The organism is Microvirga terrestris (genome assembly GCF_015694425.1).
GTDB classification, from domain to species: Bacteria; Pseudomonadota; Alphaproteobacteria; order Rhizobiales; family Beijerinckiaceae; genus Microvirga; species Microvirga terrestris.
Genome location: NZ_JADQDN010000012.1, coordinates 56701 through 76110, shown reverse-complemented (window position 1 = coordinate 76110; position 19410 = coordinate 56701). Strand labels below are relative to the sequence as shown.

The 19410-nt window shown below is 62.9% G+C and carries 18 protein-coding genes and 1 tRNA gene; 10 read left to right on the top strand and 9 right to left on the bottom strand.

Going from position 1 to position 19410, the window contains the following annotated elements:
- Positions 1-5: 5 nt before the first annotated feature.
- A complete protein-coding gene (locus I2H36_RS17725; RefSeq protein ID WP_196265231.1) occupies positions 6-422 on the bottom strand; it encodes a hypothetical protein in 417 nt (138 codons plus the stop codon).
- A gap of 532 nt (positions 423-954) precedes the next feature.
- On the opposite strand from I2H36_RS17725, the gene I2H36_RS17720 reads away from it, so the two are divergent.
- From I2H36_RS17720 to I2H36_RS17710, 3 genes are all read left to right on the top strand, one after another.
- Positions 955-2325: a hypothetical protein gene (locus I2H36_RS17720; RefSeq protein ID WP_196265230.1), complete on the top strand. Its 1371-nt coding sequence runs from the start codon at positions 955-957 to the stop codon at positions 2323-2325.
- Positions 2326-2435: 110 nt separating this feature from the next.
- A complete protein-coding gene (locus I2H36_RS17715) occupies positions 2436-3383 on the top strand; it encodes an aldo/keto reductase (RefSeq protein ID WP_196265229.1) in 948 nt (315 codons plus the stop codon).
- A 151-nt stretch (positions 3384-3534) separates the two neighbouring features.
- A complete protein-coding gene (locus I2H36_RS17710) occupies positions 3535-4626 on the top strand; it encodes an alkene reductase (RefSeq protein ID WP_196265228.1) in 1092 nt (363 codons plus the stop codon).
- A 3-nt stretch (positions 4627-4629) separates the two neighbouring features.
- On the opposite strand, the gene I2H36_RS19840 is transcribed toward I2H36_RS17710, so the two are convergent.
- Positions 4630-5169: a hypothetical protein gene (locus tag I2H36_RS19840; protein WP_210331125.1), complete on the bottom strand. Its 540-nt coding sequence runs from the start codon at positions 5167-5169 to the stop codon at positions 4630-4632.
- A 55-nt stretch (positions 5170-5224) separates the two neighbouring features.
- The gene (locus tag I2H36_RS17705; protein WP_196265227.1) at positions 5225-5779 is read right to left on the bottom strand and encodes a dihydrofolate reductase family protein; all 555 of its coding nucleotides are present in this window, start codon (positions 5777-5779) and stop codon (positions 5225-5227) included.
- 144 nt (positions 5780-5923) lie between these two features.
- Between I2H36_RS17705 and xth the strand changes: the two genes are divergently transcribed.
- Entirely contained in the window at positions 5924-6709 is a 786-nt protein-coding gene (xth, locus tag I2H36_RS17700) for an exodeoxyribonuclease III (RefSeq protein WP_196265226.1), read from the top strand.
- Positions 6710-6727: 18 nt separating this feature from the next.
- On the opposite strand, the gene I2H36_RS17695 is transcribed toward xth, so the two are convergent.
- The 6 genes from I2H36_RS17695 to lipB all read right to left on the bottom strand — a co-directional run bounded on the left by I2H36_RS17695 (position 6728) and on the right by lipB (position 13467).
- Positions 6728-7570, bottom strand: coding sequence for a tetratricopeptide repeat protein (locus I2H36_RS17695; RefSeq protein WP_196265225.1), 843 nt, complete (start codon positions 7568-7570; stop codon positions 6728-6730).
- Positions 7557-9287 carry a dihydroxy-acid dehydratase gene (gene ilvD / locus I2H36_RS17690; RefSeq protein ID WP_196265224.1) on the bottom strand — a complete coding sequence of 577 codons (1731 nt, stop codon included), beginning with the start codon at positions 9285-9287 and terminating at the stop codon, positions 7557-7559. The genes I2H36_RS17695 and ilvD overlap by 14 nt, the downstream gene beginning before the upstream one ends.
- 355 nt (positions 9288-9642) lie before the next feature.
- A complete protein-coding gene (locus I2H36_RS17685) occupies positions 9643-10473 on the bottom strand; it encodes a protein-L-isoaspartate O-methyltransferase family protein (RefSeq protein WP_196265223.1) in 831 nt (276 codons plus the stop codon).
- A 67-nt stretch (positions 10474-10540) separates the two neighbouring features.
- Complete coding sequence (locus I2H36_RS17680; protein WP_196265222.1) at positions 10541-12148, bottom strand: carboxyl transferase domain-containing protein; 1608 nt, start codon at positions 12146-12148, stop codon at positions 10541-10543.
- A gap of 117 nt (positions 12149-12265) precedes the next feature.
- A complete protein-coding gene (locus I2H36_RS17675) occupies positions 12266-12643 on the bottom strand; it encodes a hypothetical protein (protein WP_196265221.1) in 378 nt (125 codons plus the stop codon).
- Between the two features lie 89 nt (positions 12644-12732).
- Complete coding sequence (gene lipB / locus I2H36_RS17670; protein ID WP_425523318.1) at positions 12733-13467, bottom strand: lipoyl(octanoyl) transferase LipB; 735 nt, start codon at positions 13465-13467, stop codon at positions 12733-12735.
- Between the two features lie 253 nt (positions 13468-13720).
- On the opposite strand from lipB, the gene I2H36_RS17665 reads away from it, so the two are divergent.
- From I2H36_RS17665 to I2H36_RS17640, 6 genes are all read left to right on the top strand, one after another.
- Positions 13721-13805: transfer RNA gene (locus I2H36_RS17665), tRNA-Leu, on the top strand.
- 188 nt (positions 13806-13993) lie between these two features.
- Positions 13994-15418, top strand: a complete 1425-nt coding sequence (mgtE, locus tag I2H36_RS17660) for a magnesium transporter (RefSeq protein ID WP_196265219.1) — start codon at positions 13994-13996, stop codon at positions 15416-15418.
- Between the two features lie 90 nt (positions 15419-15508).
- Positions 15509-16408, top strand: a complete 900-nt coding sequence (locus I2H36_RS17655) for a glycoside hydrolase family 25 protein (protein ID WP_196265218.1) — start codon at positions 15509-15511, stop codon at positions 16406-16408.
- Positions 16409-16621: 213 nt separating this feature from the next.
- On the top strand, positions 16622-17794 hold the full coding sequence (locus I2H36_RS17650; protein WP_196265217.1) for an isovaleryl-CoA dehydrogenase: 1173 nt from the start codon (positions 16622-16624) through the stop codon (positions 17792-17794).
- Between the two features lie 145 nt (positions 17795-17939).
- On the top strand, positions 17940-18593 hold the full coding sequence (locus tag I2H36_RS17645; protein ID WP_196265216.1) for a glutathione S-transferase family protein: 654 nt from the start codon (positions 17940-17942) through the stop codon (positions 18591-18593).
- A 93-nt stretch (positions 18594-18686) separates the two neighbouring features.
- Positions 18687-19391, top strand: a complete 705-nt coding sequence (locus I2H36_RS17640) for a ribonuclease activity regulator RraA (RefSeq protein WP_196265215.1) — start codon at positions 18687-18689, stop codon at positions 19389-19391.
- Positions 19392-19410 lie beyond the last annotated feature (19 nt).

Genomic DNA, 19410 nt, shown 5'->3' with positions numbered 1-19410 from the left:
CAGGCTCAGGCCACCTGCCCGACCGGGTCGAGGTCAGCATTGAGTGAGAACCGCTCCAGCTGGACCGCATAGGCAGCTTCCAATCCCTTGAAACGAGTCTCCGGCTCGGGCTCGATCCGTTCCACCGCCGCGGCAAGACGCGCGCAGAAACGATCGGACGCGGACAGAAGGATGCGGAGTGACCGCGCCGACGGCGGGATCCCGGAAGAGGCATCCTTCACGAGCACGGCGGCAGCCGCGTAAAGATCATCGACGGCAGCTTCCGTGCCGGGGTCGCGCTTGAGCAGACCCATCGTGTTGATGAGAAGCACGCGCAGATCGTGTAGGTCATCTCCCCTGCCCGCCTGTGCAAGCAGATTGACGACCTTTTTGACCGCTTCGGTTCTGTCTTTGATTGTTTGTGCTAGAGCGCTGTCGGTCATGAGCCTTCCCCTGTAGGCCTTATGTGGAATCCTCTGGAACCCACGGGATTCAGAATGAGCATTTATGGTTAAATAATTCTTACGATGCCGCCGAAAGCCAAGTTCTGAAGGGCTTTGTGAATCTCGTGCCGGCAATGACTGAGCCTTTCCCATGCGGCATTTTTCGTGCATTGAGATTTCCCCGGAAGCCGATTACATCACCCCATCACTCGTGATTTGAACGTCCATCATGTCGAAGCAGAACGAACTCGAGCGACCGCAAAGGTGTTTCCTGCGAAGCCAGTGCTTCGCGGAAAGGTCCTGCTTCGTTCATGAACATGAACTGCGACCTGAACCCAGTCCCATATGGGACGTTCAGGCGGTCAGCCCGTCAGAGCCGACGCCTGCCAAGGCGCACTTCCCACATTGATGCCGGTCTGACGTGATCCGTCGCCGGTCTAATCCGGCGATCTCTCTTTCCTCCCGCATTCGCTCCTCATTGCAATGCAGGCTCGCCGGATCCCAGCTTGCTGAGAAAAGGAGAAGCCCTGCAATGAACAGGGTCTGGACTGAAGAAGAACTCGACATTCTGCGCCGTGACCGAGAGGCCAAGGTGCCGGTTCCTGTCACTGCTGCGAAACTGGGAAGGCCCGTCCCGGCAACCTATGCAAGAGCCCGGTTGATCGGCACCCTTGTCCAGCCTCATCAATCCTGGGATGAAGCCAGCGTCACACGCCTGCGCGGACTCGTCTGCGCCGACCCGCCGATGACGGACAAGCGGATCGCCGCTGAGCTCGGACGAAGCGTGACTCAGATCCGCTGGAAGATGCAGGATCTCGGCCTCATCGGTGTGCGTGATCTCTCCAAGCTGGCGAAAATCACGGCTGCCGAGTCGGCTCGTCCGAAGGTCATCAAGGCTCCGTCCGCAGGACCAGCATCACGGAAGCCTGTCACTCAACCCACACCGGCGCGTCAGTCCACACCTCCAACACCCTTCGTCGCGGCTGCTCCCCTCCCTCCTAAAGTGATCGATCCTAAAGCAGAACTGGAGAGCACGCTCAAAGCGCTTGAGGCCGTCATGGGTGATCACTTGAAGAGCTCGATCGCCCAAACGGAGGCCGGCATGATCAAGGCGGCTCGCGCTGCCATTGCCGAGAAGGAGCGCATCGACCAGCGGCTCGTGATCCGGGTCAAGCGTGCGGCAGAAACGGAAGCTCGCCGGTTGGCGGCTGTGAAGCAAGCCGAGATCGAAGCGAAGGAAGCTGCCGCAGAGGCCAAGCGTCAGGAAGCTGAAACGAGAAAGCTTGAGATTGAAGCCAAACGGCAAGCCGAAGACGCAATCCATATGGCCCGCGAGCAGAAAGCCTGCGAGAAAAGCCCGCGCAAGAGAGCCCTAGTCGCGGCGCCCACGCCAGTCGAAAAAAAGGCTGTTGGAAAGAAAGCCGTTCTGCCTGCTGTGCAGGGCATGTCACGAGATCCTGCTCCGCGCCCAGCCCCGGCGCCAATAGCGCCCTCGGCTCCAAAGATAGTCGTCATGGAAGCCCCGGCGGCCGTGCGTCCGGTTGAAGTCGATCAAACGGAAACACAGACTTCGGGCCGCGGCGGCTGGAAATCCGTTCGTCGCGATCCCGCGCGCGTCATGGCGCAGGCGAAAGCCAAGGCCAAGCCGGCCAACCGTGCCGATGCCGTCGACCTCGCCCAGGCTGCACAGGCTGCCATTGAACGCTTCATCGCCGAACGTGGCGTGACGCGGACCGAGTCGGGTGGCATTCAATCGGTGGTTTCCCGTCTCCAGGCACGTGGCTACATCGTCGTGCGCGATGAGACAGGCTGGACGATCGACCAGCGCCACCGCATCGTCAGCGAATCCGACCTGATGGCATTCGCAGAGGCGCGAGGCGTCACGCTGAGTGCAGCGGCCTAAGGCAAACCTTACAGCGTCCGACATATCATCATGTCAGACGCTCCTTCTTGATTTGCCGCCTTGCCAATGTCCTTATCCGCTCCACATCGGCTGCGGACAAGGAGAAGATAATGGATAAGCGCAGGCTCGGCCGCTCGGACTTGATGGTTTCGCCCCTTTGTCTTGGCGGCAACGTTTTCGGATGGACGGCCGATGAGGCAACGTCCTTCAGGCTTCTCGATGCCTACGTGGATGCCGGTCTCAACTTCATCGACACGGCGGATGTCTATTCCACCTGGGTGCCCGGCCATGCCGGTGGCGAATCGGAGACCATCATCGGCAAGTGGATGAAGGCGCGGGGCAACCGTGACCGGGTGGTTATCGCCACCAAGGTCGGTTCCGAAATGGCACCTGACCGAAAGGGGTTGTCCAAGAGCTACATCCGCTCTGCGGTCGAGGATTCCCTTCGTCGGCTCCAGACCGATGTCATCGATCTCTATCAATCCCATCGGGACGACCTTGAAACGCCGCAGCAGGAGACGCTCCAGGCTTATGCAGACCTGATCCGTGAGGGAAAAGTCCGGGCCATCGGCGCATCGAACTTCATGGCGGAGCGGTTGAAGGAAGCCTTGGCCATCAGCGCCGAATTTGGCCTGCCGCGGTACGAGAGCCTGCAGAACAAGTACAACCTCTCGGACCGTTCCGAATATGAGACGGAACTGGAGCCTCTCTGCCGGAAGGAGGAGATCGGCGTCATCCCCTATTACGGCCTTGCCAGCGGCTTCCTGACAGGCAAGTACCGCTCGGAGGCGGATTTCGGAAAAAGCGTGCGCGGGGGACGCATGGCGGCGTATCTCAATGATAGGGGCAAGCGCATCCTCTCGGCCCTGGACGATGTGGCTGCCCGCAAGGACGCGACGCCGGCTCAGGTCGCTTTGGCCTGGTTAATGGCACGCCCTGGTCTCACGGCTCCCATTGCCAGCGCCACGAGCGTGGAGCAGTTACACGAGATCGTGAAGGCCACGAGCCTGAGCCTTGATCCACACGACGTGGCGCAACTCGACGCGGCCAGTGCCTAGCTCTTAAAGGAAAGCACACCGGCTCGCCGGGTGCTCATTCCCAAGACCTTCGCTTTTTGCATGGCAGCCTTCCGTTGTAACAAACGGAGGGCCACTTATCTCGTGACAACCTGTGCTTCATAAAATTCCACAGGGTTGAATGAGGTTTTAGATGAGCGCCGACGCCAATGCATTGTTCCAGCCCCTCACACTGGGCAGCCTGACCCTGCCAAACCGCTTGGTCATGGCTCCCCTCACCCGCAATAGGGCGGCGGAGGGTGACGTTGCGCGTGACATCACTGCCACCTACTACAGCCAGCGTGCCAGCGCGGGCCTCCTGATCTCCGAGGGGTCACAGATCTCCCATCAGGGCCAGGGCTACCTGCGCACACCGGGAATCTACAGCCCCGAGCAGGTCGCACACTGGCGCAAGGTGACGGATGCGGTTCACAAGGCCGGGGGACGGATCTTCATTCAGCTCTGGCATGTGGGCCGCGTGTCCCATACCTCGCTTCTGCCAGGCGGCACGGCACCTGTGGCGCCTACGGCCCTGCGGGCTCAGACGAAAACGTTTATTGCAGACGGCTTCGCCGACGTATCGGAACCTCGCGCGCTTGAACTCTCCGAGATCCCAGGCATCCTGCGTGAATACGAGAACGCGGCCCGCAATGCCAAGGAGGCCGGCTTCGACGGCGTCGAGATCCACGCAGCCAACGGCTATCTGCTCGACCAGTTCATGAAGGACGGCTCCAACCACCGCACGGATGCCTATGGCGGATCCATCGAGAACCGCGCCCGCCTGACGATCGAAGCGGCCGAGGCGGTGCTGAAGGTTTGGGACAAGGAGCGCGTCGGCATCCGCCTCTCGCCGGCCAAGGTCAACGACGCGGTGGATTCAAACCCGCAGGCCTTGTTCGACCATGCGGTCGAGCGCCTCGACAACCTTGGGCTCGCCTATATTCATATGATCGAGGGCGCCACGCAGGGCGACAGGAACGCGGTCGATGTAGATTATTCGGGCCTTCGTCGCTCCTTCCGCGGCGCCTATATCGCCAACAACGGCTATGACCGTGATATGGCGGCCGAGGCGATTACGAGCGGGCGGGCCGACCTCGTGGCCTTCGGGCGCCTTTTCATCGCAAACCCGGATCTCGTCGAGCGTTTTCGCCTTAAAGCGCCCCTCAACCAGCCGGACCGTGCCACCTTCTATGGCGGCGGCACGGAGGGCTACACGGACTATCCAGCTCTGGATGAGGCGGCGTAACAATCAGCAGGTGGAGCAGATGTCCTCCCGGGCTTTCTGCTCCAATTCCTCGCCTTTGCGGAACAGTTCCTCTTCCCGATTGGTGGGGCCAACCGCAGAGCGTTCGCCCGGCTGAAGCCGGTTGACGCTGCCAACGCCTCCGGTCGTGTCGGGGTCGGTTGAAGAGCGGGTGGCGCTCGTGGCGGCGCCACCCGTACTCCCTTCGTTACCAGGGGGGGATCCGTTACTGCCGGTGGCAGCATTCCCGATCGTACCATTGCCCTGGTTCGTCCTGTCTCCTGTCAGTGTGTCAGACGTTCCCCGGACACCCGTATTGCTAGATTGGCCCGCACTTCCGGGAGCAACCTGCCCCGGAGGGCGAAGGGTCGAGTTGCTTGGCCGTGCAGCCGTCCCTGAGGATGAGGAGCCTGTCGAAGGCGATGCTGAGGAGGAACCGCCGGTGCTTCCGCCGCTGCTGGAGCCACCGGAGGATCCTTGTCCCCATGCGGCTCCTGTGATCAGGCAGCCTGCGATCAGGGCGGTCGAAATAGCGAGATGACGCATAGGCGCCTCCTTTCGAGGTGCTATCGAGCGTCAACTCCACGCAGAGTCAGTAGTTTCAGGCAGCCATCCGCCAAATCGCCAGAGTGACCCTACCTGCGGGATCCAGAACCCGGTGCTCTCCCGGCGCCAGTCCCCCTTCCGACAGGATGGTCGCGGCGCTCCTGCCGAATTGGCACCCTGAAAAGACTGGAACGCCATCCGGCACATAGGTGCCTTCCGCCCGGGCCAGGTGAAACGCGTCGTAGCCAATCCTGATAAAGAGATCGAACACCTGACGTCCGCCTGGCACGGCGACCCGACCGCCCTCCGGCAGGACAGTGCGGATCGCGTCATCCCAGGGCAGTTTCCCGGGATCCCACCACCATCCATCCGCGCGCCGCTCAAGACCGGAGGATGAGGACGATACGATCATCCGCAGGCGGCCTCTGGGATTGGCATTCGCCTCGTGCCCGAGACGGCCGAGCACGGTCAGAGCGGACTTATTGAGCTCAGCCTGGAAGTAAGCCCAATCCGCCTCATTGTGTAGCACCTCGGGCGTGCGGCCCGACGCATCAGCAATGCAGTCGTTGTCGGACACGATGGCATAGCCGTGGATTTCAACCTGGGGCATGGAGGGACCTTCTTCGGGACGCATGACCGTTGGCAGCCCTCATAACACACGGTGCAACCATTGGGATGATGGCCAAGTTCGAGCTTGCCAGCCAAGGACGAAAATCCGATGAAGCAGATACGATAGGAAAGCGGGAGTGCCGGGATGCGGATTGCCACGTGGAATGTGAACTCCATCAAGCAGCGGCTGGACCATCTCGCCACATTCGTGAAGAGTGCCGACCCAGATGTCGTCTGCCTGCAGGAGCTGAAATGCGTGGACGAAGCATTTCCCCGGAGCGAGGTCGAGGCTTTGGGCTACAACGTCGTCACCCATGGCCAGAAGGCCTATAATGGGGTCGCCATCCTGTCCAAGCGCCCCCTCGAAGACGTCCGCCGGGGCTTGCCGGGCGATGAGAGTGACGAGCAGGCTCGCTACCTGGAAGGGGTGATCTCGACCTCCACGGGCGCCGTACGGATCGCCTCCATCTATCTGCCGAACGGCAATCCCATCGCCACGCCAAAATTCGACTACAAGCTCGCCTGGATGGATCGCCTGCGTGCCCATGCCCGCAGCCTGCTGGCCCTGGAGGAGCCTCTGGTCCTCTGCGGTGATTACAATGTGATCCCGGAGCCGGAGGATGCCTACGACCCAGCAGCCTGGACCAACGATGCCCTGTTCCAGCCGGAGAGCCGGGCGAAGTTTCGGGAACTCATCAATCTCGGCCTTGTGGACGCGGTGCGCGCCTGTAGCGACCAGTCGGGGCTTTATTCATTCTGGGATTATCAAGCCGGGGCGTTCCAGCGGAACAACGGCATCCGTATCGACCATCTGCTGCTCTCAGCCCAAGCGCAGGACCGGCTGAGAACAACCTCGATCCGCAAGGAAGTGCGCGGCTGGGACAAGCCCTCCGACCACGTGCCGGTGATCGTCGATCTCGATATCGAGTGAAGCAAACGCGCCGATGAGTTACCGGCGCGCCTGGATGTACTGCTCAAGCAGAGCGAGCGCGAGCTTGCGGTCGCTGTCGTCCGCTGCCGTAAAGGCATCTTGGTAGAGATCCACGATCCACTGGTCCTTGGCGGCATCCGTCGAGGCTTCCCGAGCGAGGGTCAGCCACATCAGCCCCTTGGCGCGCTGACGCGGAACGCCCTGCCCTGTCAGCAGGAGATGGCCGAGAAGCGCCTGGGAGGCCGTATGGCCCTTCTCCGCCGCCAGGTTGAACCAGCGGGCCGCGTGGCGGGCATCTTTGTGAACGCCGGTGCCTTCTAGATAGAGCCGCGCCAGATTGTACTGCGCATTGGAATCGCTGAAATAGGACGCCGCGTAGCTGAACATCTCGACGGCGCGCGCCGGGTTGGACGCCACGTATGTACCTTGGATGCCGTCTAGGAAATAGCTGCCGAGTGCCACGAAGGCGCTGGAGACAGCGCCGGCATTTGGCGAGTCCGGGCTCTCGTCCGCATGCTGGTCAGCGAGCCTGGAGAAATACTCGAAGGCCTTCAGGTCGTCATGCTCTACCCCATCGCCGTCGGCATACATGCGACCGAGCTTCCACAGGGCCAGCGAGTGACCCTGGCCGGCCGCATATTCCAGCGCGTGGACGGCTCCGATCTTGTCGCCGGCATTGTAGGTGCGCATGCCGCTGCGCAGTGCATCGCGCGCCGAGCCGTACTTGGTGGCAGGCGCCAGCGCCGGAGCGAGAGCGGGCGTCAGCGGTTGCGGACGCGGCGCGGCATCGAGCGCATGCGCGGCCCCGGTGCCGAGGAAAGCCACCCCCAAAGTGGCCAGGATGAAATTAGACGTCCGCATAGGTTTCTTTTTCTGCGGCTCCGCCCGGATGGGTGACTGCCCCATCCCGTGCGGGACCAACGGTTTGTGCGTATTTCCAGAGATAGCCGGAGGTGGCGCTCGTCTCGCGCGGCTTCCATTCGGCCCGGCGCGTTGCCAATTCCTCGTCCGAGAGTTCCACGTCGATGGTGCCCTGGATGGCATCGATCGCGATAATGTCGCCATCCTTGATAAGCCCGATCGGCCCGCCGACAGCAGCCTCGGGCCCCACGTGGCCGATGCAGAAGCCGCGGGTCGCGCCCGAGAAGCGGCCATCGGTGATTAGCGCCACCTTGTCGCCCATACCCTGTCCGTAGAGCGCCGCCGTGGTGGAGAGCATCTCGCGCATCCCGGGACCGCCGCGCGGCCCCTCGTAGCGGATCACCAGAACCTCGCCTTCCTGGTACCCGCGCTTGGACACAGCCTCGAAGCAGGCCTCCTCGCCGTCGAAGCAGCGGGCAGGCCCACGGAAGGTCTGCTTCTCAGCCGCCATGCCGGCCACCTTCACGATAGCACCTTCGGGCCCGAGGTTGCCCCTCAGGCCCACGACGCCTCCGGTCACCGTGATCGGTTTGTCGGCCGGATAGACCACGTCCTGATCCTCGTTCCATTTCACGGAAGCGAGGTTCTCGGCCATGGTGCGACCGGTGACCGTCATGCAGTCGCCGTGCATGAAGCCGTGGTCGAGCAGCGTCTTCATGAGCAGCGGGATGCCGCCGACCTCGAACAGGTCCTTGGCCACATAGCGCCCACCGGGCTTCAGGTCCGCGATATAGGGCGTGCGCTTGAAGATCTCGGCAACGTCGAACAGGTCGAACTTGATGCCTGCCTCGTGGGCGATGGCAGGCAAATGCAGGGCCGCATTGGTCGAGCCACCAGAGGCCGCCACGACGACAGCCGCATTCTCCAGGGACTTGAGGGTCACGATATCGCGCGGGCGGATGTTCCTGGCGATCAGGTCCATGATCTGCTCGCCGGCAGCGGCGCAGAACCGGTCGCGGATCTCGTAAGGTGCCGGGGCGCCGGCCGAATACGGCAGAGCGAGGCCAATGGCCTCGGAAACGGTCGCCATGGTGTTGGCGGTGAACTGCGCCCCGCAGGCGCCGGCGGACGGACAGGCCACCTGCTCCAGCTCGGTGAGGTCCTCGTCCGACATCTCGCCGACGGAATGCTTGCCGACTGCCTCGAAGAGGTCCTGCACTGTCACCTGACGGCCGCGGAAGGAGCCGGGCAGGATCGAGCCGCCATAGATGAAGATCGACGGCACATTGAGGCGCACCATGGCCATCATCATGCCCGGCAGGGACTTGTCGCAGCCGGCCATGCCCACGAGCGCATCATAGGAATGGCCGCGGATGGTCAGCTCGACCGAATCCGCGATCACTTCGCGGGACGGGAGCGACGCCTTCATGCCCTGGTGACCCATGGCGATGCCGTCGGTGACCGTGATGGTGCAGAACTCACGCGGGGTGCCGTGGGCCGCCGCCACGCCCTTCTTCACCGCCTGGGCCTGGCGCATGAGGGAGATGTTGCAGGGGGCGGCCTCGTTCCAGCAGGTGGCGACCCCCACCAGCGGCTGGGCGATCTGCTCCTTGGTCAGGCCCATGGCGTAGAGATAGGAGCGATGCGGCGCACGAGCCGGCCCCACCGTCACATGACGGCTCGGCAGCTTCGACTTGTCGATCAGGCGCGCATCCATGGTCCGCACTCTTCTTCACCCGGTTCTCACGAGAAGATCCAAGGCTTTGGAACTCCTGTGATCTGCCACGCGCCGCGCTACCCGTGCAATGACCCTTCGGAAGGATCGTTACAGCAACCTTAACCTGGATTTGCCCCAGTGGGCTTTGCTGTAAAGCCTTGGTTTAGAAGCACTTTAGCCAGCTTCATGAGGTGCGCTCGGTTTATGGCGGCATCGCGGCGGAGCTTGGGCCAAGGGAGGCAAGATGTTGAAGGTTTAAGGGTGTTGCTTGGCCGCAACAATTTTGGGACTGGATTCCGCCCTTCGCATGAGACCTTTGGCTTTGTCGTCTTAACAAATCGCCTCCGGCTCCTCTTCAATCTCCAATTCTATCCGAGGAAAACCAAACTTCGTCATAGACCGCAATGGCGCTCGAATCTGGAGAGCGGTCGCCCTTGATCCAGACGGATCGAACTGCGGCGAGATCGGCTTCCGTCGGCAGATGTGCGACTAAGGGTTTTTCGGTCGTACCGCTGCAGGAGATGAACCCTACCGTCATGAGCGATTGCGTGCTGAACCCGCCGGCACGCCGGGTCACGAGTAGGGCCGGCCCCCACCCCTCATGCGGTTGCCAGGGAAAGATCAACCGCCCTCCCGGGTTGAGCGCCCGTATCCACTCCACATCTGGAGCAACGACACCTGCGTTCACATAAATGATGTCGGCCTGCGGGAGAGTGCGGCCGAAGGCCGATGCGGCATGGACCGCAACATTCGAATAGGAGGCTAGGTTCCGCGCAGCTTGAGCCGCCAGATCCGTCTCGTATTCGAATGCTTCGACATGACCGCTCGGCTGAACGAGCAGTGCCAAAATGGCGGTGTAGTATCCCAACCCAGCCCCCACATGGATCACGCTCTCGTTGGGCTTAGGATGGACCGCGTCGATCCAGGCGGCATGAAGGGCGGGTTCTCCGTTGTTGATGCCGCGCTCTCGATCAATGGCAACGAGGACATTGTTGTAGATTTCGGCAACATCGGAAGTCTGCATCGCAATGCCCATGCTGACGACGGACCACGGTGGAGGGGGTAGGAAGGCCTCCCGAGGAACAGCCGCAAAGGCCTGCTCGATGCGCTTGTCACGAATATCCGCCAACCGGGCAACCTGCTCGGCATACGCGCTGCGATAAGGCTCGAACCCTTCCGTGGCCATGCTGGAGAATCGTCCTCGGGCCGCTCTTGTTCCACGAGGCCGTTCGAGGCAACGAGAACAGGTATTCCTACATCCGGAACACGCCAAACTTCGTTTCCGGAACAGGAGCGTTCAGGGCTGCCGAGAAGGCCAGCGCCAGCACGCGGCGGGTTTCCGAGGGCAGGATGATGCCGTCGTCCCACAGGCGAGCGGTGGCGTGGTAGGGCGAGCCCTCCTGCTCGTACCTGTCGCGGATCGGCGCCTTGAAGGCTTCTTCCTCGTCCGCGCCCCAGGTCTTGCCCTCGGCCTCGATATTGTCGCGCCGCACCGTGGCGAGAACGCTTGCGGCCTGTTCGCCGCCCATGACGGAGATGCGCGAGTTCGGCCAGGTGAAGAGAAAGCGCGGGGAATAGGCACGCCCGCACATGCCGTAGTTGCCGGCGCCGAAAGAGCCCCCGACCAGCAGCGTGATCTTCGGCACCTGAGCGCAGGCGACAGCCGTGACGAGTTTCGCGCCGTCCTTGGCGATGCCGCCCGCTTCGTACTGGCGTCCGACCATGAAGCCGGAGATGTTCTGCAGGAAGAGTAACGGGATGCGTCGCTGGCAACACAGTTCGATGAAATGCGCGCCCTTCTGGGCGCTCTCCGAGAAAAGAATGCCGTTATTGGCGATGATGCCGACCGGCATGCCCCAGATGCGGGCGAAGCCCGTCACCAGGGTCGTTCCGTAGAGGCGCTTGAATTCGTCGAACTCCGAGCCGTCCACGAGGCGGGCGATCACCTCGCGGATATCGTATTGCTTCTTCAAGTCGGTCGGCACGATCGCGTCAAGATCGTCGATGGAATATTTGGGCTCCACCGGATCGGCGATGTCGATGTCGATGCTCTTGCGGGTGTTCAGCGTGCCGACGATGCGGCGCACGATGGCGAGTGCATGGACGTCGTCGGTGGCGTAGTGGTCCGCCACCCCCGACTGGCGGGCATGGACGTCCGCGCCGCCGAGATCCTCGGCCGAGACCACCTCGCCGGTGGCCGCCTTCACCAAGGGCGGCCCCCCGAGAAAGATCGTGCCCTGGCGGCGGACGATCACCGTCTCGTCCGACATGGCCGGCACATAGGCACCGCCCGCCGTGCAGGAGCCCATGACGCAGGCGATCTGCGGGATGCCGAGCGAGGACAGCGTCGCCTGGTTGTAGAAGATGCGACCGAAATGCTCCCGGTCGGGGAAGACATCCGTCTGGTGCGGCAGGTTCGCGCCGCCGGAATCGACGAGGTAGATGCAGGGCAGACGGTTCTCCCGCGCCACTTCCTGGGCGCGCAGGTGCTTCTTCACCGTCATCGGGTAGTAGGTGCCGCCCTTAATGGTCGAATCGTTGCAGACGATCATGACCTCGCGGCCTTCGACACGGCCGATACCGGTAATAATCCCGGCCCCATGGATCGCATCATCGTACATGCCGTGGGCGGCCAGAGCGCCGAGTTCCAGAAACGGCGCACCGGGATCGAGCAGGCGCATCACGCGCTCACGTGGCAGCAGCTTGCCGCGAGCAAGATGCCGTTCCCGCGCTTTTGCCGGACCGCCCTCCGACACGGCCTGCCGCTTGGCCTGGAGATCCAGGGCAAGCTCGGCCCAAGCGGTGCGGCTCGCCTGTGCAGCGTCCGAGGTCAGATCGGCAGAGGTGGCGATGACGGGCACGGCGGCGGTCTCCCTGGTTCTTGGGTTTTGGCTCCTTCACGGCTCAAGCCGGAGGGCTTCACCGCTAGTAGCTAGAACCCGGGAGCCTGCGCAACTGGGATTTGGAAGGTTTGGGCCTCAGCCCTTGGCCCGGATGACCGACTCCTGCCGGATGACGCCCGACCCGCAGCGATAGGCGATGCCGCGCACCAGCGACCAATCCTGGGATACCTGCTGCAGATACAGATGAGTGCCGCCGAGGGCGACGGTGGCCTGCAGCATGTCGTCGGTGGCGCGGCCGAAGGTGGATTGGCCGAGCGTCACGCCGAAGCCGACATTAACTTGGCTATGGGTGCTAGGCGTCGTCGGCGTGACCGGGCCTACCTCGCCCAGCCGCGTGCAGGCACGCACATCCACCGGCGAATCGACGATCTTTACGAGTTCCGTCGGCTCGGGCCGGTAGGCACAGGCCGAAGCGGCCAGGGCGACGAGGGAGGCAAGGAGGGCACGTTGCATGAAAGTTCCGCCAATGATCAGCCGTTTGCCCCAGCTTAGAGCATGAAGCCGCGTTGAGGAGAAGCCTTGCCGTATGGAAGGCGAAAATCCTAGGCGGCGTGTCTCGGGAGCAACGGTGCCTCTACGCGCATGGTCGGCCCGAAGATCCCCTCGAATGCCGTCCGCATCACTGCATCGACATCCGGCAGGGTGACGGGAATACCGAGATCGACCAGGCTCGTGACCCCGTGCTCGGTGACGCCACAGGGAACGATGCCCGAAAAGTGGGAGAGATCCGGCTCCACGTTCAGGCTGATGCCGTGGAAGGTCACCCAGCGGCGCACCCGGATGCCGATGGCGGCGATCTTGTCCTCCGTATGCTCGCCTTTATCAGGCCGGCGCACCCAGACCCCGACCCGGTCCTCCCGCCGCTCGCCGCGGACATTGAAGCCATCCAGCGTCGCGATGATCCAAGCCTCGAGAGCCGCCACGTAGCGGCGCAGGTCCGGCGCACGACGCTTGAGGTCGAGCATCACGTAAGCGACCCGCTGGCCGGGGCCGTGATAAGTGTACTGCCCTCCCCGGCCCGTCTGGTGCACCGGGAAGCGGTCTGGATCCACGAGATCCGCGGCATCGGACGAGGTGCCGGCCGTGTAGAGCGGCGGATGCTCCAGCAGCCAGACCATCTCGCAGGCCTGGCCTGCCGCGATCGCCTCGGCCCTGGCTTCCATGAAGGCCACGGCCTCCTCGTAGCCGACGACGCTGTCCGTGATGGCCCATTCCACCGGCTCGGAGCCGGTCTCGGCGTAGAACTGAATGGCCAAGCTGTCTCGCAGGTTCGACACCAATTCACCTAATGCTTTGCAGGATGCAGAGCGCCCAGGCTCTGGCCCTCGCAGGACCGCAGAGCAGAACCCGCGCTCCTTCTGAATGTGCGCTTATATAGTCACTCCAGGGGCTTATCGCCTATCCCCTCGGGGGCCAGCCTCGGCTTTACGCCGATCAATCGGCGCAAGCTCGATGGAGGGGGTTGCAGCAGCCCAATCGTTCTGCTAGAGCGACCACCTCTTCAGGAAAACCTTTCCTGGAACCGAGTTCGCGGTCATGGCGGAATTGGTAGACGCACTACCTTGAGGTGGTAGCGGGGAGACCCGTGGAGGTTCGAGTCCTCTTGACCGCACCAACTTTCGGCACTTCACGTGCCGAAGACGAAAAGGCCCCTTTCCGGGGCCTTTTTTGTTGACTGCATCTGCTCCGCCCCCCGAGGTCAGGCGCGGCCAGCAAGCGATTTTCCGAGAAGGCCTTTGGGCGCATTGCGCTGGCTGGCGCAGGCCCCTAAAAGGCCAGCAACCCACCTCCCGAGGACGGCTCATGCAGGAAGTCGACGACAAGACGCTGCTTCCGAACGCCGATGGGTCCGACCCGGTCACACCGGCGTTCCGGGACAAGGAAGGCGAGCTCAATCCCGAGTTCCTGGCCGCTGCCGCCGATGCCATCGACGCATCGGATGCAGATCTCTTGCAGCGTCTCGTCGAGGACTTCCACGAATCCGAGATGGGCGATCTGCTCGAGGCCCTGGCCCCCGAGCACCGCTACCGCCTGATCGAGCTTCTGGGTTCCTCATTCGATTTCGCAGCGCTGACCGAGGTGGACGAGTCCGTTCGCGAGGAGATTCTCGAGGAACTCGAAACCGCGACCGTCGCCGAGGGCGTGCGCGAGCTCGATTCCGACGACGCCATCACGATTCTCGAGAGCCTGCCGGAAGACGAGCAGGCGGAGGTTCTCGACCAGCTTCCCGCCATCGAGCGTGTGGCGCTCCAGCGCTCCCTCGATTACCCGGAAGACAGCGCCGGTCGGCGCATGCAGACCGAGTTCATCGCGGTTCCGCCCTTCTGGACCGTGGGGCAGACGATCGACTTCATGCGGGAAACGGAGGATCTGCCGGAGACCTTCTACGAGATCTTCGTCATTGATCCCGCAGCCCACCTGCTCGGAGCGGTGCCGCTCGACAAGCTCCTGCGCTCCAAGCGCCCGGTCACAATCCAGGAGATCATGAACGACGAGCCGGACCGGGTGGAGGCCACTCAGAACCAGGAGGAGGTGGCGCGCCTTTTCGAGCGCTACAACCTTGTCTCAGCTGCCGTGGTGGACGAGGGGGGCCGTCTTGTCGGCACCATCCTGGTCGACGACATCGTGGACGTTCTGGAGGAGGAGGCCGACGCCGACATCAAGCAGCTCGGCGGCGTGAAATCGGACGAAGAGCTCTCCGACACGATCCTCTACATCCAGAGAAGCCGTTTCCCCTGGCTTTTCGCCAATATGTGCACGGCACTGATCGCCTCCAGCATCATCCGCCTCTTCGAGGGCTCGCTGGAGAAGATGGTTGCTCTCGCCATCCTCATGCCCATCGTAGCCTCCATGGGCGGCAACGCGGGCACGCAGACTATGACGGTGGCCGTCCGCGCCTTGGCCACCCGGGAGCTTGGGCGCTCCAACGCTTGGCGCATCATCCGTCGCGAGGGGGCGGTCGGTCTGCTCAACGGCCTAGCCTTCGCCATTATCATGGGCGTCCTGGCGGGGCTCTGGTTCGAATCGCCGGAACTCGGCCTTGTGATCGGCCTCTCCCTCATCACAGTCATGTTCTTCGCGGCGCTCGGCGGCATCTTCGTTCCTCTCACCCTCAACCGGATGGGCGTGGACCCTGCCGTCTCGTCCGGCCCCTTCGTGACCAGCATCACAGATATTGTAGGATTCTTCGCCTTTTTAGGCATCGCCACTGCTTGGTTTAACCTGTAAGCTTGTTTCGCGCCTGTCTCGTAAGGGCCTGTTAACGCTCTTGCGTCATCCCTGGTGCGGTCCAGTCCTGCGTCCAATACAGTTGAACCTATGAAGACTCGCCGCCGCTCCCCCAGCCGTTCCAAGAACTCTGGCCTGAGGACGTTCGTTCAGATCGCCCGGTTCAGCGCGCTTGCCACGATCGCTCTCGGCCTGGCCTCCTGTGCCATTGCTCCCTCGTCCAGCCGCTACCCGGCCAAGAGCGATGCGCGTCCGCATGAGGGTGTTGCTACAGCTCACCGGCTGCCAATCCACGGGGTGGACATCTCCAAGTGGCAGGGCGACGTGGATTGGGCATCGTTGCGCCAGGCCGGCACACAGTTTGCCTTCATCAAGGCGACCGAGGGCGGCGACCATATCGACAGTAAGTTCCACGAGAACTGGCAGGCGGCTAGGAGAGCGGGCGTTCCGCGCGGCGCCTACCATTTCGTCTATTGGTGCCGCCCCGCCCACGAACAGGCCGCCTGGTTCAAGCGGAACGTGCCGGCGGATCCGGATGCCCTCCCCCCGGTACTTGACGTGGAGTGGAACGGTCAATCGGTGAACTGCCCGAAGAAAGTTCCGCGCGAGCAGGCTCTCGCCATGATCGACGTCATGCTGCGCGAGATGGAGGCCCATACCGGCAAGCGGCCGATCATCTACACCGACATCACCTTCCATAAGGAGATCCTGGAGGGCGAGTTCAACGACCATCCCTACTGGATCCGCAGCACGGCGGCCGAGCCGCAAGTGCGCTACAACAACCGCCGCTGGACCTTCTGGCAGTTCACCACCACGGGCCGTGTGCCCGGTGTGAAGGGCGATATTGACCGCAACGCCTTCTATGGCACCGACAACCAATGGCGCATGTTCGTCGCCAGCGCCTGCGACCCGCGCGACCATAGCCGCCTCAGGCCCCAAGGCATCTGCCGCGACATGGACGCGGTGCAGACGGCGAGCATCGACGAATAAGCTCTCAGCGGATCGACGCTCAGGCTCCCCACGGTTTGTGCGGGGGCCTTTTCTTTGTCATCGGCGGTCGAGCGGCAGAACAGCCGCCGGCGCCGCCTCGCTTTTCTTGATGTCACGGTCTTGATAAGGGCAGCATTGCTGACCAAAATGGTCCGCGACAAAAACGATCCATCGCGTACCCTTGCGGGTCACGAATGGAACGGGGAGGAATCAATGCTGCCGAACGCCGCCAAGGGCTTCAATTTCGATCTCGGCGATACCGCCGACGCCATCCGCGAGACTGTCTCCAACTTCGCCCAGGAGAAGATCGCACCCCGCGCCGAGGAGATCGACCGCACCAACCAGTTCCCGCGCGACCTCTGGCCCCAGTTGGGCGAGCTCGGCGTCCACGGAATCACTGTTGAGGAGGATTATGGCGGGGCGGGGCTCGGCTATCTCGAGCACGTGATCGCCATGGAGGAGATCTCCCGCGCCTCCGCGTCGGTGGGCCTCTCCTACGGAGCTCATTCGAATCTCTGCGTGAACCAGATCCGCCGCAACGGCAACGAGGACCAGAAGCGCCGCTATCTGCCAAAGCTCATCTCCGGCGAGCATGTGGGCGCGCTGGCCATGTCCGAGCCGGGCTCCGGCTCCGATGTGGTCTCCATGCGCACCCGCGCCGAGAAGCGCGGCGACCGCTACGTACTCAACGGCAACAAAATGTGGATCACCAACGGCCCCACCGCCGAGACGCTTGTGGTCTATGCCAAGACCGACCCGGAGGCTGGCCCGCGCGGCATGACGGCCTTCCTGATCGAGAAGGGTTTCAAGGGATTTTCCACCCACCAGAAGCTCGACAAGCTCGGCATGCGCGGCTCTGACACCTGCGAGCTGGTGTTCGAGGATTGCGAGGTGCCGGAGGAGAACGTGCTCGGCCAAGTGGGCAAGGGTGTGAACGTGCTCATGTCCGGCCTCGATTACGAGCGCGCCGTGCTGGCCGCCGGCTCCACGGGCATCATGCAGGCCTGCATGGACGTAGTGCTGCCCTACATCCATGAGCGCAAGCAGTTCGGACAGGCTATCGGCGAGTTTCAGCTCGTGCAGGGCAAGGTCGCCGACATGTACGTGACCATGAACGCGGCCAAAGCCTACGTTTATGCGGTCGCCAAGGCTTGTGACCGGGGCGAGACCACCCGCGAGGATGCCGCCGGTGCGATCCTCTACGCAGCCGAGAATGCCACCAAGATGGCGCTCGATGCCATCCAGCTCCTCGGCGGCAACGGCTACATCAACGATTACCCGACAGGCCGCTTGCTACGCGACGCTAAGCTCTATGAGATCGGCGCCGGCACCAGCGAAATCCGCCGCATGCTGATCGGCCGCGAGCTGTTCGCGAAGACGGCCTGACCAAGGCTGCAGTCAAGACCTCACATGAACGGCCGGGCATGGTCCCGGCCGTTTGTGTGTCGAGATCATGCCGCTGACGCATCGGCCTTTCCGTCTTTGAAAGACTGCTTACAGTGAGGAACGAATTCATACCTACGAGACGGCAATGACCTTGAAGCTCTACGCCCATCCCTTCTCCTCATACTGCCAGAAGGTTCTAATCGCGCTGTATGAGAACGAGACGCCGTTCGAATACCTGACGCTCGATGATGCGAAGAACGGTGCCGATCTGGCGGCGCTCTGGCCCATCAAGAAGTTCCCCGTGCTAGTCGACGAGGGCCGCGCCATCCTGGAGGCTAGCATCATCATCGAGCATTTGGGCCTCCATCATCCGGGACCGGTGCGTCTGATTCCGGAGGACCCACGGGCTGCCCTTGAGGTTCGGCTGATGGATCGCTTCTTCGACAACTACGTCATGACCCCGATGCAGAAGATCGTCACCGACAGCCTCCGTTTGGAGCAGGATCGCGACCCTCACGGCGTCTCCGAGGCGCGTGTCATGCTCGACAAGGCTTATGGCTGGCTCGACAGGAAATTGGCAGGTCGTGAATGGGCCACTGGTGCTACCTTCAGCCTTGCCGATTGCGCCGCCGCTCCGTCCTTGTTTTATGCCGACTGGGCACACCCGATGGGCGACAGACTCCCTCGTGTCCAGGATTACCGCCGGAAACTTCTGGCCCTACCTTCTTTCGCCCGGGCGGTGGACGAGGCCCGGCCCTACCGCCCGTACTCCCCGCTCGGCGCCCCAGACCGTGACTGACGCACGGCAGGAATACGATTGGGAAAGCCTTGTTGCGGTGGCGCTCCAGGCTTCCGACCGCTATGAAAGCCTATCCACTACAGGGAAGAACCCATGACCCTCGACAAAGCCATCGCCGATGCCCTGCGGGCTGCCTCCACCGCAACGCTCACCACCGTACTGCTCAAGAAGGGCATTCGCCGGTGCTGGATGAGAGGGCCGATGCCGGCCTTCAACGCATCGGAGAAGATGGTGGGCCGAGCCTTCACGCTTCGCTTCGTGCCTGCCCGCGAGGATCTGGCGACGCCGGAATCCTGGGCCTCCCCGATCTCGACCCGCGCGGCCATCGAGGACATGCCGGAGGATTGCATTGCTGTGATCGACTCCATGGGCGTCACGGATGCAGGCGTCTTCGGCGACATTCTCACAGCCCGCATGAAGAAGCGCGGCGTGGCGGCGCTCGTGACCGATGGCGCGATCCGCGATGCGGTCGGCGTCGAGGGCACGAACCTTCCGGTGTGGTGCGCCGGCGTGGCCGCTCCTCCCTCCGTCGCGGGCCTGACCTTCGTGGGCTGGCAGGAGCCCATCGGCTGCGGCGGGGTTGCGGTGTTCCCGGATGACGTGATCGTCGCCGACCGGGACGGCGTCGTGGTTATTCCGGCCGCCATGGTCGAAGAGGTCGCCAAGGCTGCGGTGGCCCAGGAACACTATGAGATGTGGGTCATGCGCGAGGTGGAGAGGGGCGTTCCCCTCCCCGGCCTGTACCCGCCCAACGCAGAGACCAAGGCCCGCTACGAGGCAGAGTTGAACAAGTCGTAAGACTTGTCTGAGTGAGGAT